Raw genomic sequence first — 14,207 nt, forward strand, 5'->3', positions numbered from 1 at the left:
GGCACGCACAGCGCGAGAAGCCACAAATCTGCATGGGAATGGGGCTCGCTGGCAACCGGAAGAATGCGTGCGGCTATTTGCGACCGCCACGCCCTCCTCCACCGGACACACGACAAACCGTGTGCCTGTCCTTATGCTTGGCCACTGGCACTACTCGACAACAAGGATGTCCGATGCTCGCCGCCCTCCATCGCTACCCCCCCCCTGTGCGCCTGCTGCTTGCGATCACGTTCGCACTGACCTTGGCCCGGGCGATCACCCTGCCTTACCTGGTGGTTTACCTGGCGGACAACTTCCAGTTGCCGGTCAGCCACATCGGGCTGCTGATCGGCGGCGCGCTGATCCTGGCGTCATTGCTGAGCCTGTATGGCGGACATCTGGTCGACACCCTGAGCAACTATGCCCTGCTGATCGGCGCCATGCTGACGTTCGCCCTGGCCTTCGTCGGCGCCATCGCCAGCCGCTGGGCAGCATTGTTCTTCCTGTGCCTGGTGCTGATCAACCTGGCCCTGGCGGTGGTCGACATCGCCGCCAAGGCAGGCTTTTGCACATTACTGCCAGTGTCCGAGCGGGCCGAGGTATTCGCCATAAAGTACACCTTGAGCAACATCGCCTATGCAGCAGGCCCTCTGCTCGGGGTGGCCCTGCTCGAGCTGAATGATCACCTGCCTTTTGTAATGTCCGCAGCGATCGGCTTGGGCATGGCCCTTTTGTACCAGCGCCTGGGCGAGCGACAACTGAAGATAAGCGAGCCACGCCAGCCCGGCGCCGGCTTTGCCCAGGTCGGTCTGCAACTGGCGCGGGACCGTCGGCTGGTGTGTTTCACCCTAGGCGGCGTGCTCAGTGCCGTGGTGTTCGGGCAGTTCACCGCCTACCTCTCCCAATACCTGGTGGTCACCGCCAGCGCCAGCGAGGCAGCGAGGTTGGTGGGGTACCTTGTGACCACCAACGCCACCACGGTGATCGCACTGCAGTACCTGGTGGGCCGCCGCATCGACCGCCAGCGCCTGATGCCTTGGCTGATGGCCGGCATGACACTGTTCGTTCTCGGTCTGCTGGGCTTTTCCCTAGCAGGCTCGGTCATGGCCTGGTGCCTGGCGATGCTGGTGTTCACCTTGGGCGAGATCATCGTGATTCCGGCCGAATACATGTTCATCGACCTGATCGCGCCGGAGCACCTGCGCGGGGTCTATTATGGCGCGCAGAACCTCTCCAACCTCGGCGCGGCCCTGGGACCTGTGCTCGTCGGATTCGCCCTGGGGCTGATGGTGCCGGTGGCGATCTTCTACCTGCTGGTGTTGTCGGTGATACTGGCGGCAGGGTTCTATTACCTGGGGACAAGGGGTGCGATGGAGCGGCCATGACGCCTTAATACGCCCCCTGCTGCGCCAAGCCGGCGCCGACAGGGTCGTGACAAAGCCCAGGCCTGCGGCGTCCTGCCACTGCGACCATCGTCTGCGCTGACGAACCCCAGACTGCGTGCCAGACTGATTGATCGGGACCGCGTTTCCTTTTTTGCTCCGGAGTTTGCATGTCGTTGTCCAGTGGGCTGATCGCCGTGGTCGCCCTGGCCTATATGGCCATCATGTTCGCCATCGCCTTCTATGGCGACCGTCGCAGCACGCCATTGCCGCCACGCCTGCGCGCCTGGGTGTACAGCCTGTCGCTGGCGGTGTACTGCACAAGCTGGACCTTCTTCGGCGCGGTCGGCCAGGCTGCCGAACAGCTCTGGGCGTTCCTGCCCATCTATCTGGGGCCTGTGCTGCTGCTGGTCTTCGCGCCCTGGGTGGTGCAGAAGATGGTGCTGATCAGCAAGCAAGAGAACATCACCTCGATTGCCGACTTCATCGCTGCACGTTACGGCAAGTCACAGTCGCTGGCGGTGGTGGTGGCGCTGATCTGCCTGGTCGGCGTGCTGCCTTACATCGCCTTGCAGCTCAAGGGCATCGTGCTCGGTGTCAATCTGCTGATCGGTGCCAACGCCGACGCCACTGGCCCCCGAGTGCAGGACACCGCACTGGTGATTTCGCTGGTGCTGGCATTGTTCGCCATCGTCTTCGGCACGCGCAGCCTTGACGTCACCGAACACCACCGGGGGATGGTCCTGGCGATTGCCTTCGAATCTCTGGTCAAGCTGCTGGCCTTCCTCGCCGTTGGCGCGTTCGTCGTGTTCAATCTGTACGACGGCTTCGATGATCTGTTCACTCAGGCGCGACAGTCGGTGCATCTGGAAACCTACTGGCAGGAAACCGTCAACTGGCCTTCGATGGTGGTGCAGACTGCCGTGGCGATGATGGCCATCATCTGCCTACCCCGCCAGTTCCATGTCACTGTGGTGGAAAACATCGAGCCCCAGGACATGCGCATGGCCCGCTGGGTGTTCCCCCTGTACCTGGCCCTGGCCGCGCTGTTCGTGGTACCGATCGCCCTGGCCGGGCAGATGTTGCTGCCAGGCACGGTGATCTCCGACTCCTTCGTCATCAGCCTGCCCTTGGCCGAGGCCCACCCGAGCCTGGCATTGCTGGCGTTCATCGGCGGTGCATCGGCCGCCACCGGCATGGTGATCGTCGAGGCGGTGGCCTTGTCGACCATGGTATCCAACGACATGCTGTTGCCGTGGCTGCTGCGTCGCAAGAACGCCGAACGGCCGTTCGAGGCGTTCCGCCACTGGATGCTCTCGGTGCGCCGAGTGACCATCGTCGCCATTCTCCTGCTGGCCTATGTCAGCTACCGTCTGCTGGGTTCCACCGCGAGCCTGGCGACCATCGGCCAGATCGCCTTCGCCGCCGTAACCCAATTGACGCCAGCCATGCTGGGGGCGCTGTATTGGAAGCAGGCCAACCGCCGCGGCGTATTCGCAGGCCTCGCGGCCGGGATATTCCTATGGTTCTACACCCTGGTGTTGCCGATCGCCGCCCACAGCCTGGGATGGTCGCTGCAACTGTTCCCCGGCCTTGCCTGGCTGCACGGCAACCCGCTGAACCTGCCGATCACCCCACTGACCCAGGGTGTGGTGCTGTCCCTGGCGGGTAATTTCATCCTGTTCGCCTGGGTCTCGATCCTGTCGCGCACACGCGTCTCGGAGCACTGGCAGGCAGGCCGCTTCATCGGTCAACAGAGCAGCGCCAGGCCCAGCAACCGGTCGCTGCTGGCGGTACAGATCGACGATCTGCTCAAGCTGGCTGCGCGCTTTGTGGGCGAAGAGCGGGCGCGACAGAGCTTCATTCGTTTCGCCTATCGCCAGGGCAAGGGCTTCAACCCCAACCAGAACGCCGACGGCGACTGGATCGAGCACACCGAGCGGCTGTTGGCGGGTGTGCTTGGCACCTCTTCGACCCGCGCAGTGGTCAAGGCGGCCATCGAAGGCCGAGAGATGCAGCTTGAAGACGTGGTGCGCATCGCCGACGAAGCCAGCGAGGTGCTGCAGTTCAACCGCGCCCTGCTGCAAGGCGCCATCGAGAACATCAACCAGGGCATCAGCGTGGTGGACCAGAACCTGCACTTGGTGGCCTGGAACCGCCGCTACCTGGAGTTGTTCAACTACCCCGACGGGCTGATCAGCGTGGGTCGGCCGATTGCCGACATCATCCGCTACAACGCCGAACGCGGCCTGTGCGGCCCTGGCGAGGCGCAGGTGCATGTCGCACGCCGTCTGCACTGGATGCGCCAGGGCCGAGCACACACCTCCGAGCGGTTGTTCCCCAACGGCCGGGTCATCGAGTTGATCGGCAACCCCATGCCAGGCGGGGGCTTTGTCATGAGCTTCACCGACATCACGCCCTTCCGCGAAGCCGAACAGGCGCTCAAGGATGCCAACGAAAGCCTGGAGCAACGGGTAGCCGAACGGACCCAAGAACTCTCCCAGCTCAACCAGGCGTTAACGGAAGCCAAGAGCCGTGCCGAAGCGGTCAGTCAGTCCAAGACCCGCTTCCTGGCCGCGGTCAGCCATGACCTGATGCAGCCGCTCAATGCTGCGCGGCTGTTCTCCGCCGCCCTGTCGCAACAGGCTGAAGGCATGAACGAAGAGGCCCGGCAACTGGTGCAGCACATGGACAGCTCTCTGCGCTCGGCGGAGGAACTGATCAGCGACCTGCTGGACATCTCACGGCTGGAAAACGGCAAGATCACGCCCGATCCCAAGCCGTTCGCCCTCAACGAACTGTTCGATACCCTGGGTACCGAATTCAAGGTGCTGGCGGCGGAGAAGGGGTTGGAGTTCCGCCTGCGGGGCAGCCGGCTGCGGGTCGAGAGCGACATGAAACTACTGCGACGGGTCTTGCAGAACTTCCTGACCAACGCCCTACGATACGGCAAGAGTCCGCTGCTGCTCGGCGTGCGCCGCCAGGGCGAGCGCCTGTGGCTGGAGGTTTGGGATCGAGGCCCGGGTATCGCCGACGACAAGTTGCAGGTGATCTTTCAAGAATTCAAGCGCCTGGACAGCCACCAGACCCGCGCTGAAAAAGGCCTGGGCCTGGGCCTGGCGATCGCCGATGGCCTGTGCCGGGTGCTGGGGCATCCACTGCAAGTGCGCTCCTGGCCAGGCAAGGGCAGTGTCTTCAGGGTCAGCGTGCCGATCGCCCGGGCCCCGGCGCCCGAGACCCGCACGCCCGTGGAACAGGTCAGCCAGCCCCTGGCCGGCTTGCAGGTGCTGTGCGTGGACAACGAAGACAGCATTCTCCTGGGCATGAACAGCCTGCTCAGCCGCTGGGGCTGCCAGGTCTGGACAGCGCGCAACCGCGAGGAATGCGAAGCGTTGCTGGCCCAAGGCATGCGCCCGCACCTGGCGCTGGTGGATTTCCACTTGGACGATGGCGAGACCGGTACCGAGCTGATGGCCTGGCTACGCACCCGCCTGGGCGAGCCGGTGCCTGGCGTGGTGATCAGCGCGGACGGGCGCAACGAAACCATCGCCATGGTGCACGCCGCCGGCCTCGATTACCTGGCCAAACCAGTCAAGCCGGCGGCCTTGCGCGCCTTGCTCAATCGCCATCTGAGCCTTGTTCAGTAAGCGCTTCGCCAGCCGGCACGCCCTCGGCAAGCGCCCGCTCGAGCAATTCGCCCGGCAGACTTTTGCTGGCCCGGGCGCCAAGCAGCTTGAGTTGCTCGCTGCGGCTGACCAGGTTGCCGCGACCTTCGCACAGTTTGTTGCGCGCAGCGGCATAGGCCTTGTCCACCTGCTGCAGGCGACTGCCCAGCTCGTCCAGGTCCTGGATGAACAAGACGAACTTGTCGTATAGCCACCCGGCTCGCTCGGCGATTTCCCGCGCATTCTGGCTCTGGCGCTCCTGCTTCCACAGGCTGTCTATGACCCGCAAAGTCGCCAGCAAGGTGGTCGGGCTGACAATCACGATCTGCCGATCGAAGGCTTCCTGGAACAGGTTGGGCTCGGCCTGCAAGGCTGCCGAGAACGCCGCTTCTATGGGCACGAACAGCAGGACGAAATCCAGGCTGTGCAAACCGTCCAAACGATTGTAATCCTTGCTCGATAGCCCTTTGACATGACTGCGCAGGGATTGAACGTGCTGCTTGAGGGCAGCCTGGGCGCGTTCGGCATCGGTGTCAGCCACAAACTGTTGGTAGGCCGTGAGGCTGACCTTGGCATCGACCACGACCTGTTTGTTGCCTGGCAGCATGATCAGCACATCGGGCTGGTAACGCTCCCCGTCGGCACTCTTGAGGCTGACCTGGGTTTGGTACTCCCGCCCCTTCTCCAGCCCCGCATGCTCCAGCACCCGCTCGAGAATCAGCTCCCCCCAGTTGCCCTGGGTCTTCTGGCCCTTCAAGGCCTGAGTCAGGTTCGTGGCTTCATCCGACAGGCGCAAGTTGAGCTGCTGTAGGCGCTCGAGCTCCTTGCCCAGGGAAAAGCGCTCGCGCGCCTCTTGCTGGTAGCTTTCCTCAACGCGCTTCTCAAACGCCTGGATGCGTTCCTTGAGTGGGTCGAGCAACTGGCCCAGGTGCTGCTGGCTGGTCTGGGTGAAACGTTGTTCACGCTCATCGAAGATCTTGGTAGCCATCTCGGCGAACTGGGCACGCAAGGAATCGCGCGCCTCCTGCAGGTCTTCGAGACGCTGTTGGTGGCTTTCCTGCTGTTCCCGCAGCTCTGCCTCCAGGCGTGCGGCCTGGGCCTCCAGGCGACGCTGCTCGGCTTCCCGATTGGCCCGCTCGAGCTGCCAGGCGTGGGCGGCATCACGGGCGTTGTCGCGATCGATCTGCAATAACTCGAGTTCTCGGGCCTGGGCCGCCAAAGTGGTCTGCTTGACCACGTTCGCCTCGCTCAGGTCGCTGATCTCATCACGGCAAGCCTCCAGTTGCGCTTGCAGACCTTCGTGGGCAAGTTGGGCGCTGGATAGGCGCTCTTGCACCAACGCCAGCTCCGATTGCCTGGCCGACAGTTGTCGCTGCAACTGCAATGCCCAACCCAGGCAAGGGACGGCTGCGGCGACGAGGCCCAGCAGGATACTGGCAAGATCCACTGCCATAGCGACTCCAATCGATGTTCGACAATGCCGTGAGCTTACCAGTTGATGCTTTGGGTGGCTTTACCGCTCCTGCCACAAGGGTAAAGCCTGCTCCATCGCGGGCGTAGCAGGACTCTCCTGCGATAGGCACTCAAACCGGAAGCAGCTGTCGGAGCAACCGCCGCGCCTCTTGCGACCCCTGCCCTGCCGCCAACTCCAACCAATAACGGGCCTGCTCCGGCTCGCTGGCCTGACACAGGCGACCATATTCGAGTTGCGCACGACGATCGCCCGCGCGCGCAGCCTGGCGCAACAGGTCATGACCGATGCGCCGGTCGCGGGCATTGCCGCACTCCCGGCAAAGCATCTGCCCCAGGCGGCTCTGGGCCACTACCACACCCTGGCGCGCGGGTTGCTTTAACAGGCGGCCGGCCAGGTGCTTGACGTGCGTCTTGTCCCCCAGGCGTGGACTGTCGAGCAGCCACAGGGCGACTTTCAAGGAAAAGCGCTTGGAATAAGGCTCTGACGAAGAGACAGGGGGACTGGCGAGGTGTTTACCGCGAAACTTCATGACCAACAGCGAAGGCAACTCGAGAGGCGCGCCACTGTACTCTTTTTTTATTCGGATGACCCGGTGCTTTTGGGGCGAAGTAAAAAAAATTTCTACGATCTTTTCTTGACGTTTTTTGAAGCCATGGTATCGCTTCTGGGCTGCCTCATGATTGTCGGACAATTCGAAAAACAGCTGGCACGCCCGTCCTAGAGCAAGCGCTCGGGACAATCCACAGAAGCTGTGGATAACTCGGTGGACAACCCCCCCGACGTGGCCGCAAAGCCCCATGAAATGGGGCTTTTGGTCAAACTGTCGATTTTTTCACCAGCAAAAATTAGTGTTTTTTTTCATTGACTTAAGCGCACAGTCAAGTCATTGGCGAGGCTCCCGTAGGCTGTTGCCAAGTTGTTACAAGTCGTTGTCAGTGTGTGCACAAGTGAGCGATTTACAGCCATTTGGATGCCACCGGTGTAGGCATCGTCCCCACTGCCGGTCTGCGCCCCACTTCACAGTCAATCAATTAAACGCCATACTGCTCGGCTAGCCTGGTAAAACACGAAATCGCTTGCCAGGTACAGATGTTTAGGGTAGGGTGCTCACCGTTAGTACCCAGCTGAAAGTCAATTCTGGCCAACAGTGTCCTTGCAGTGCCTCGCTCGACCCAACGAGTAGCCATTGCTGAAACCAGGACCGGCCCTTTCGATGATTCCCAGGCAGCCCCGCTGCTCCATCACGAATCACGTAACAGATTGATCGGGATTTTTCACCCAGAGGCCTCGAACCTTGGCCCTGGCGTGCCTTGCCCGCCTTCTGATGTACCTACCAGTCAGCCCAGCGCCCATATTTGCTTGCGCCTCCTCTGGCTGCCCTGTTCCAGTCAGGTTCTTCGTCCCTTAATAAAGGCGTCACTGGAACGTTTCTAAGATGCACGGATCGAACCCCGTGTTAAATGCAGGAACATCCAAACAATATGAATACTCATCATCAGATCCAATCCGCCATCGGCACCCTGTCCCAGGCCTTCGCACCCTTGAAGTGCCTCATCGTCGCACCTCGCAAGGGCAGCTTCAGTTTCACTCTGGTCGACGAGCATGGCGTCGCATGCCATACCGAACGCCTGTACCCTGAGCAGTACAACCGCAGCGCGCCGCTGCAGGCCATCATCGAGCGCACTCGCCAGTCGTTGGCCGCGTGAACGACATATACCCATGTATTCACACGCTCGGTAACCCCTTCGCTTGCCAGCCTGATCGTTCTTGGCGTAATTGCTACAAGGCATATACGCCGGGGCGTCCGGCAGCAATCGATTTAAAAACAGCCCTTTACACCACGATTATCACACTACACTTCAACTCGAGCGGTGCGAGCCGCTTCCGGCGGGCCTGATCAATTCACCAGCTGCCAAGCTCCAGCGCCCGTCGGCCCTTAACTGATCGAGGGCATCATGGGCATCGCAGCGAAAGAGTTGTGTCAGTATGTGATCCGACCGACCCTGATCTACCTGGATCGTCATTGCGAAAGCGCCGAAGCCTTGCTGCTGGGCGTGGCCGCTAGCCAGTCGGCACTCGGCTCGGCATTGCACGACAGGCGTGGTCACGGCCTCTACCGAATCGGCGAAACTCGCCATCAGGCCCTCTGGGACGACTACCTGGCACGCGATCCGGATCTGGCGAGCCTGGTCCGCGGCCTGGCCAGCCAGCATGCATTCCTTCGCGGTCCTCACCTAGAACTTGCAGTCAACCTGCGTTATTCCACCGCGATCGCCTGGATGCTCATCGAAGAGCAGGCCCCTCGATTGCCAGCTGCCGATGACCTGTTGGGACTGGCGCGCGTCTGGCGCCAAATCTTCCACCCCCAAGGGCGCCTACGCGATTTCACCCACGCTTGGCATCTTTGTGTGAACCCCATTCTTTCGGAAGCATCTTAAGAGGTGCCTTACAAATTAACCGGAAAAAAGGGAATTTTGGTCGGATTGTCCTACAAAACTACACGAACTGCTGCGATTGAGCCTATAGCGCAGCACGTAAATTGTTGGTAGCTTTTCGCCCCGGAGAACCCAAGGAGTTTCACAATAATGAAAAAAGCAATGCTCAAAACCTCCCTCGGTGTAGCTGTCGCCCTCGCATCCAGCCAACTGTTCGCAGCAGGTTTCGCCCTCAACGAACAAAGCGTCAGCGGTATGGGGACAGGTTTCGCAGGGCGTTCGTCTTCTGCCGAAGATGCCAGCACTGTCTATGGCAACCCTGCCGGCATGTCGCGCCTGAAGCGTGAACAAGTTACCGTCGGCGGTGCTGCCGTCATCGCCAAGACCGATATCTCGGGTCGCGGAAGTAACTACGGGGGTGAGACTGACGGTGACATGGTGCCAACCGTCGGCGTACCAATGGGTTACTACGTCAAGCCGATCGATGACCACTGGAGCGTAGGCTTCGGTGTGTATGTACCCTTCGGCCTGATCACCGACTACGGTGGAGATGATGCCGCACGTTACTGGGGCAAGAAGAGCAAAGTCGAGGTCGTAACATTCCAGCCGACCGTCAGCTATGCATTCAACGACAAGGTGTCGATTGGCTTTGGCCCGACCATCAACCGCATCAAGGGTGAACTGGGTTCGAACCTCAGCAGCCAGGCCTTTGCTGGCCCGGGCTCTCGCGATGGCGAAGTCAAGATCAAGGGCGACGATACCGCCGTGGGCTACAACATCGGTGTACTGGTACAGGCCACTGATCGCACCCGCCTGGGCCTGACCTACCATTCGATGGTCGACTACAAGCTCGAAGGCAACACCCGCGTTTCATACCCTCTGCCCATCGGCCTGAGCGGCAAGTTCGACGCCAGTCTGAAGATCAAGACCCCTGAGTCGGTAGATTTCTCGATTACTCACGAACTGGATGACAACTGGACGCTGTATGCCGGTAGCACCTGGACTCGTTGGAGCCGTCTGGAAAACATTACCGTCGAGAACGAGGCTCCCGCAGGCTATCCGCTCAAGACCATCACCGAAGAGCAGAACTGGCACGACACCTGGGCCCACGCCATTGGCGCAGCCTACAAGGTGAACAAGGAGTGGACCCTGCGCGCAGGCTTCTCCGTCGACCAGTCGCCAACCAACAACCACGACCGTTCGCCACGTATCCCGACTGGCGATCGCAAGGCGGTCAGCTTCGGTGCTGGCTGGAGCCCGAACGACGACATGACCATCGACGTGGCTTACTCCTACCTGTGGGAAGAAGACACCAAGGTCAACAATCGTCCGGACTCCCTGCAGGAAGGCGCTTTGAAGGGCAGCTACCAGGCCAAGTACGAAAACAGCGCTCACGGCATCGGTGCATCCCTCACCTACCGCTTCTGAGTTGCACCCGCTACATGAAGAGACCGCCCTCGTGGCGGTTTTTTCATGCCTGTACCAACCAAGGCTCGGCCAACGTGGGATCAACGACCCCACGCGCACTGAACATCATGGCTGGGAAGCGATGGCTTTTTCGATCGCTGCCTGGAAGGCGGGGTCGTCAGGCTTGGTCAGGCTGGAGAAGTTGGCGATCACCTTGCCCTGGCGATCGATCACGTATTTGTAGAAATTCCATTTCGGCGCACTGCTCTGACGCGCCAACTCAACGAACAAGGGCACCGCATCCTTGCCACGCACAGCCTGGGCCTTGGTCATGGTGAAGGTCACGCCATAGTTGGCGTAGCACACCTTGGCGGTCTTCTCACTGTCGGCATCTTCCTGCTTGAAGTCGTTCGAAGGCACGCCGAGCATTTCCAGGCCCTTTTCGTGGTAAGCCTTGTAGGTCGATTCCAAGCCCTCGAACTGCGGGGCAAAACCGCAATAGCTGGCGGTATTGACCACCACCAGCGGTTTGCCGGCAAAGCGCTCGCACAAATCGATCTGCTCCTTGCCACGCAGTTCGGGCAGGCTACCTTGCAGCAAGGCGGGGCAATCGGCCGCCCAACTGGACGAAGCGGCGGCAAGAACCAGTAACGAAAGGGTAAACCTGCGTAAAGACATCGTACGGCACTCCTGCAAGATGAAAATCCGTTACCTGCAGGGTAGCGCCTAACAAACACCCATGCCCAACTGCATCAACGCCAGACCACCCTCATGCCAGCCCCACCACGCCAGCGCCAGCAGCACGAGCGCGCCCGCTGCCAGCAACCCACGCGTCAGGGAGCGGTTCATGCCGGCTGGGCCTGCAGGCGTGCCACAGGACGCTCGCGCACGGGCCAGTTCAAGGCAGCAGCCAACACGCTCAACAGAATCGAGATCTGCCAGACCAGCTCGTAGCTGCCGGTACGGTCGTACACCACGCCGCCCAGCCAACCACCGAGGAAGGCGCCCAACTGATGGAACAGGAAGACGATGCCACCGAGCATGGACAGGTTACGTACACCGAATACTGTGGCCACGGTGCCATTGGTCAGCGGGACCGTGGACAACCACAAAAGCCCCATGGCGACGCCAAACAGATAAGCACTGACCTGAGTCACCGGCGCCCATAGGAACAACACGATCACCACCGCCCGCAACAGGTACAAGCCCGTGAGCAAACGCGGTTTGGACATGCGCCCGCCCAACCAACCGGCGGTGTAGGTACCGACGATATTGAACAGCCCGACCAACGCCAGCACGGTGGTGCCGGTGGTCGCCGGCAGATGCTGGTCCACCAGGTAGGCCGGCAGATGTACGCCGATGAACACCACTTGGAAACCGCAGACGAAAAAGCCCAGCGCCAGCAACCAGAACCCTGAATGCGAACACGCCTCGCGCAGCGCCTGGCCGAGTGTCTGCTCGGTACCGTGATTCGGAAGTGGTCGATCACGCAACAGGCCCACGAACGGCACGATCAAGGCCACCAGCAAGCCCAGTACCAGCAAGGCCGCCGACCAACCCAACCACTGGATCAGGCCGAGCGTCCCCGGCAGCATGGCAAATTGGCCGAATGAGCCGGCGGCACTGGCGATACCCATGGCCAAGCTGCGTTTTTCCGCCGGGACTGCGCGTCCCACAACACCGAGAATGACCGAGAAGGATGTGCCAGACAGCCCAATGCCGATCAGCAGACCGGCGCTGAGCGAGAGCGACCAAGCCGAGTCGGCCATGCCCATCAATACCAGCCCAACGGTGTAGAGAATCCCGCCGATGATCACGACCCGCGCGGCGCCCAAGCGGTCAGCCAAGGCTCCGGCAAACGGCTGGGCCAGACCCCAGATAAGGTTCTGCAGGGCGATGGCAAAGGCGAACACTTCCCTCCCCCAGCCGAACTCGGCACTCATGGGCGCCAGGAACAGGCCAAAGCCATGCCGCACCCCCAGGGACAACGCCAGAATCAGCGCCGCCCCCAACAACACCCACCCGCTGGTTCGCCATACCGAGGTCATCGTCGTTCTCTCCAGCACATCGCAAGGTTCATGCGGGTATATACCCACTTTTAGTTGTAAAACATCAGGCCAGGCGTTCCAGCAGCGCAATCAGCACGTCCCGCTGCCCTTCGCCCAATCGCTCGATCAATTTCCGCTGAGCCTGTTCCCATGCGGGATGCGCAGCGCGCAATAACGCTTCGCCCGCCGCACTCAGGAGCACCAGGCGATTGCGCTGGTCGTCGCCATCGGACAGTTTCACCAGCCCTTCAGCCTCCAGTACGCGCAAGTTGCGCCCTAGGGTGCTGCGATCCAGGCCCATGGCTTCGGCCAAGGTGGTGATGCTTGGCCGATCGAGCCGCTGCAGGTGACGTAGCAGGGAAAACTGCGCGACATTGACGCCGAAGCCGGCAAGGGCTTCGTCGTAGTGTCGGCTCACCCCACGGGCGGCTCGGCGAAGATGGGTACAGATGCATTCACTGGTCAGCATGAATGCGTGTATATACCCGCAACCGAAATGTTGCAATAAATTTCAAATCTGATGTTATGGCGCCAACCGCCGGCGAATCGGCTCGAACTCAGCCGTAGCCTGGCGCGCCAGCGGATCAGGCTCACCCTTTTCGATCGCCTGCCAGTAGCGCCAGGGCACCTTGGCCGCGCCCAGTTCGTAGTCCATGCCGTCCCAGTTGTCTTCCCGGAAGCTGTAGAAGGCCCAGTGCAGTTGCTGCTTGTCCAAGACAGTGAGGACATCCTCGAGGTATTGCTTGCACCCGGCCAGTCGTCGCATGCAGCCGAACTCCCCCACCACCAGACGAGAGCGGGGAACCCCCACCGCATCCGCCCATTCCAGCGGCTTTTGAAGATAAGCCGCTACCCGTTCACCATCCCATCGTTCACGCTTGCCGCCGAAGGGTGCCGGCCCCGGATAGGGAATCGGCTGCTTGCGCGCCATATTCGGCGCACTGGTAGCCGAATAGGGCTCGTACATATGCACGCTGTAGAGCACTCGCCGATCTGGCAACGCCGTCGGCCAATAACCGAAGGCATCGGCTGCTGCGTACCAGCCGGCATCGACCATGATCGGGGTGGTCGCATCCACCTCACGAATTGCCGCGACCAGCTCGCGATACAAGGCCGGCAAATCACGCGGGCCGCCTTGCTCACCGGCGTACCACTGCTGCATACGTTGCAGCTCGGCATGCTCGGCCAGGCCGCCATGGCGCTCTGGCGCCGGCTCGTTGATCAAGTTGTAGGCCGCCACGGCGGGGTGATCTTTCAGTTCTTGGGCAAGGTCATGCCAAAAGGTTGCCGCCTGGGTCCAGTAGCGTTTGTCCCGCCAGAGCCGGTCGTCGAACTGGCCTTGGTTGTTTTGTGACCAGCGCATGCCCGGCAACGAAAGCGGGGCGATCACAACCTTCAGTCCCGCGGCGTGGGCGTTGTCCAGCACGGTCTTCAACTGCGCCAGGTCTTGGGGCGAAAGCCCCTTGTAGGCGTCAGCATCGCCGAGCAGGAAATCACGCCCCTGAGGCTTCCACTTGTCGTAAGACAACCGTACCCAGGTGGCGCCGTAGCCACTCAATGCCTGGAAGTAGGATCGATCGGGAGGCAAACGGTTGAAACTGTTGCCGCCATGGCGGGGGCTGTTCCAGAAATCGATGAGGTCTGCAGCGTTGGCCGGCAGGCTTGCCAGCGCCAAGAGGCTGGCGAACATCCAGTGGCGCATGCGAGGGCTCCCTGATGCATGGGTCGGCCCGTGAGCATACGCCCGCCTCGCCAGGGAAACCGTTCAGCAACATTGCGGGAAGTTGCATGGTGTCGTTGTGTCAGGCCTTTGCACG

At 61.4% G+C, this 14,207-nt stretch carries 12 protein-coding genes; 5 read left to right on the forward strand and 7 right to left on the reverse strand.

Translation table 11 applies throughout. The features are described 5' to 3' along the window. The first annotated feature begins 173 nt into the window (after positions 1 to 173). The gene (locus J5X93_RS19835; protein ID WP_102082285.1) at positions 174 to 1,364 is read left to right on the forward strand and encodes an MFS transporter; all 1,191 of its coding nucleotides are present in this window, start codon (positions 174 to 176) and stop codon (positions 1,362 to 1,364) included. Positions 1,365 to 1,531: 167 nt separating this feature from the next. After that, the gene (locus J5X93_RS19840) at positions 1,532 to 5,008 is read left to right on the forward strand and encodes a hybrid sensor histidine kinase/response regulator (protein ID WP_102082286.1); all 3,477 of its coding nucleotides are present in this window, start codon (positions 1,532 to 1,534) and stop codon (positions 5,006 to 5,008) included. Here J5X93_RS19840 and J5X93_RS19845 read toward each other — a convergent pair. Both J5X93_RS19845 and J5X93_RS19850 read right to left on the reverse strand, forming a co-directional pair. Then, positions 4,980 to 6,365, reverse strand: a complete 1,386-nt coding sequence (locus J5X93_RS19845) for a DNA recombination protein RmuC (protein WP_180962737.1) — start codon at positions 6,363 to 6,365, stop codon at positions 4,980 to 4,982. The two genes, J5X93_RS19840 and J5X93_RS19845, sit on opposite strands and share 29 nt — an antisense overlap. A 244-nt stretch (positions 6,366 to 6,609) precedes the next feature. Beyond that, positions 6,610 to 7,029: a tetratricopeptide repeat protein gene (locus tag J5X93_RS19850; RefSeq protein WP_043215564.1), complete on the reverse strand. Its 420-nt coding sequence runs from the start codon at positions 7,027 to 7,029 to the stop codon at positions 6,610 to 6,612. A gap of 952 nt (positions 7,030 to 7,981) precedes the next feature. On the opposite strand from J5X93_RS19850, the gene J5X93_RS19855 reads away from it, so the two are divergent. The 3 genes from J5X93_RS19855 (at position 7,982) to J5X93_RS19865 (ending at position 10,363) form a co-directional block, all read left to right on the forward strand. Continuing rightward, entirely contained in the window at positions 7,982 to 8,206 is a 225-nt protein-coding gene (locus tag J5X93_RS19855; protein WP_043215552.1) for a hypothetical protein, read from the forward strand. Positions 8,207 to 8,455: 249 nt separating this feature from the next. Continuing rightward, positions 8,456 to 8,938 (forward strand): hypothetical protein, encoded by a 483-nt coding sequence (locus tag J5X93_RS19860; protein WP_102082288.1) that lies wholly within the window; start codon positions 8,456 to 8,458, stop codon positions 8,936 to 8,938. A 147-nt stretch (positions 8,939 to 9,085) separates the two neighbouring features. Next, positions 9,086 to 10,363, forward strand: a complete 1,278-nt coding sequence (locus J5X93_RS19865) for an OmpP1/FadL family transporter (protein ID WP_043215732.1) — start codon at positions 9,086 to 9,088, stop codon at positions 10,361 to 10,363. 105 nt (positions 10,364 to 10,468) lie between these two features. Here J5X93_RS19865 and J5X93_RS19870 read toward each other — a convergent pair whose 3' ends face one another. The 5 genes from J5X93_RS19870 to J5X93_RS19885 all read right to left on the reverse strand — a co-directional run bounded on the left by J5X93_RS19870 (position 10,469) and on the right by J5X93_RS19885 (position 14,092). Then, positions 10,469 to 11,020: a glutathione peroxidase gene (locus J5X93_RS19870; protein WP_043215731.1), complete on the reverse strand. Its 552-nt coding sequence runs from the start codon at positions 11,018 to 11,020 to the stop codon at positions 10,469 to 10,471. Between the two features lie 48 nt (positions 11,021 to 11,068). Next, positions 11,069 to 11,191, reverse strand: coding sequence for a hypothetical protein (locus tag J5X93_RS28330; RefSeq protein ID WP_256664366.1), 123 nt, complete (start codon positions 11,189 to 11,191; stop codon positions 11,069 to 11,071). Continuing rightward, positions 11,188 to 12,390, reverse strand: coding sequence for an MFS transporter (locus tag J5X93_RS19875; RefSeq protein WP_102082289.1), 1,203 nt, complete (start codon positions 12,388 to 12,390; stop codon positions 11,188 to 11,190). The genes J5X93_RS28330 and J5X93_RS19875 overlap by 4 nt, the downstream gene beginning before the upstream one ends. Positions 12,391 to 12,454: 64 nt before the next feature. Further along, positions 12,455 to 12,859 (reverse strand): MarR family winged helix-turn-helix transcriptional regulator, encoded by a 405-nt coding sequence (locus tag J5X93_RS19880; protein WP_102082290.1) that lies wholly within the window; start codon positions 12,857 to 12,859, stop codon positions 12,455 to 12,457. A gap of 54 nt (positions 12,860 to 12,913) precedes the next feature. Then, a complete protein-coding gene (locus J5X93_RS19885) occupies positions 12,914 to 14,092 on the reverse strand; it encodes a glycoside hydrolase family 5 protein (protein ID WP_090343609.1) in 1,179 nt (392 codons plus the stop codon). Between the last annotated feature and the right edge of the window lie 115 nt (positions 14,093 to 14,207).

It is taken from the genome of Pseudomonas sp. BYT-1 (genome assembly GCF_023611805.1).
In the GTDB taxonomy this organism is placed as follows: Bacteria; Pseudomonadota; Gammaproteobacteria; order Pseudomonadales; family Pseudomonadaceae; genus Aquipseudomonas; species Aquipseudomonas guariconensis.

What these genes read in the sequence shown, in the direction of transcription:
- J5X93_RS19880 (WP_102082290.1), bottom strand. Translation starts at nt 12,859, where the DNA reads ATGCTGACCAGTGAATGCATCTGTACCCATCTTCGCCGAGCCGCCCGT.
- J5X93_RS19835 (WP_102082285.1), top strand. Translation starts at nt 174, where the DNA reads ATGCTCGCCGCCCTCCATCGCTACCCCCCCCCTGTGCGCCTGCTGCTT.
- J5X93_RS19865 (WP_043215732.1), top strand. Translation starts at nt 9,086, where the DNA reads ATGAAAAAAGCAATGCTCAAAACCTCCCTCGGTGTAGCTGTCGCCCTC.
- J5X93_RS19855 (WP_043215552.1), top strand. Translation starts at nt 7,982, where the DNA reads ATGAATACTCATCATCAGATCCAATCCGCCATCGGCACCCTGTCCCAG.
- J5X93_RS19885 (WP_090343609.1), bottom strand. Translation starts at nt 14,092, where the DNA reads ATGCGCCACTGGATGTTCGCCAGCCTCTTGGCGCTGGCAAGCCTGCCG.
- J5X93_RS19860 (WP_102082288.1), top strand. Translation starts at nt 8,456, where the DNA reads ATGGGCATCGCAGCGAAAGAGTTGTGTCAGTATGTGATCCGACCGACC.
- J5X93_RS19840 (WP_102082286.1), top strand. Translation starts at nt 1,532, where the DNA reads ATGTCGTTGTCCAGTGGGCTGATCGCCGTGGTCGCCCTGGCCTATATG.
- J5X93_RS19875 (WP_102082289.1), bottom strand. Translation starts at nt 12,390, where the DNA reads ATGACCTCGGTATGGCGAACCAGCGGGTGGGTGTTGTTGGGGGCGGCG.
- J5X93_RS28330 (WP_256664366.1), bottom strand. Translation starts at nt 11,191, where the DNA reads ATGAACCGCTCCCTGACGCGTGGGTTGCTGGCAGCGGGCGCGCTCGTG.
- J5X93_RS19870 (WP_043215731.1), bottom strand. Translation starts at nt 11,020, where the DNA reads ATGTCTTTACGCAGGTTTACCCTTTCGTTACTGGTTCTTGCCGCCGCT.
- J5X93_RS19850 (WP_043215564.1), bottom strand. Translation starts at nt 7,029, where the DNA reads ATGAAGTTTCGCGGTAAACACCTCGCCAGTCCCCCTGTCTCTTCGTCA.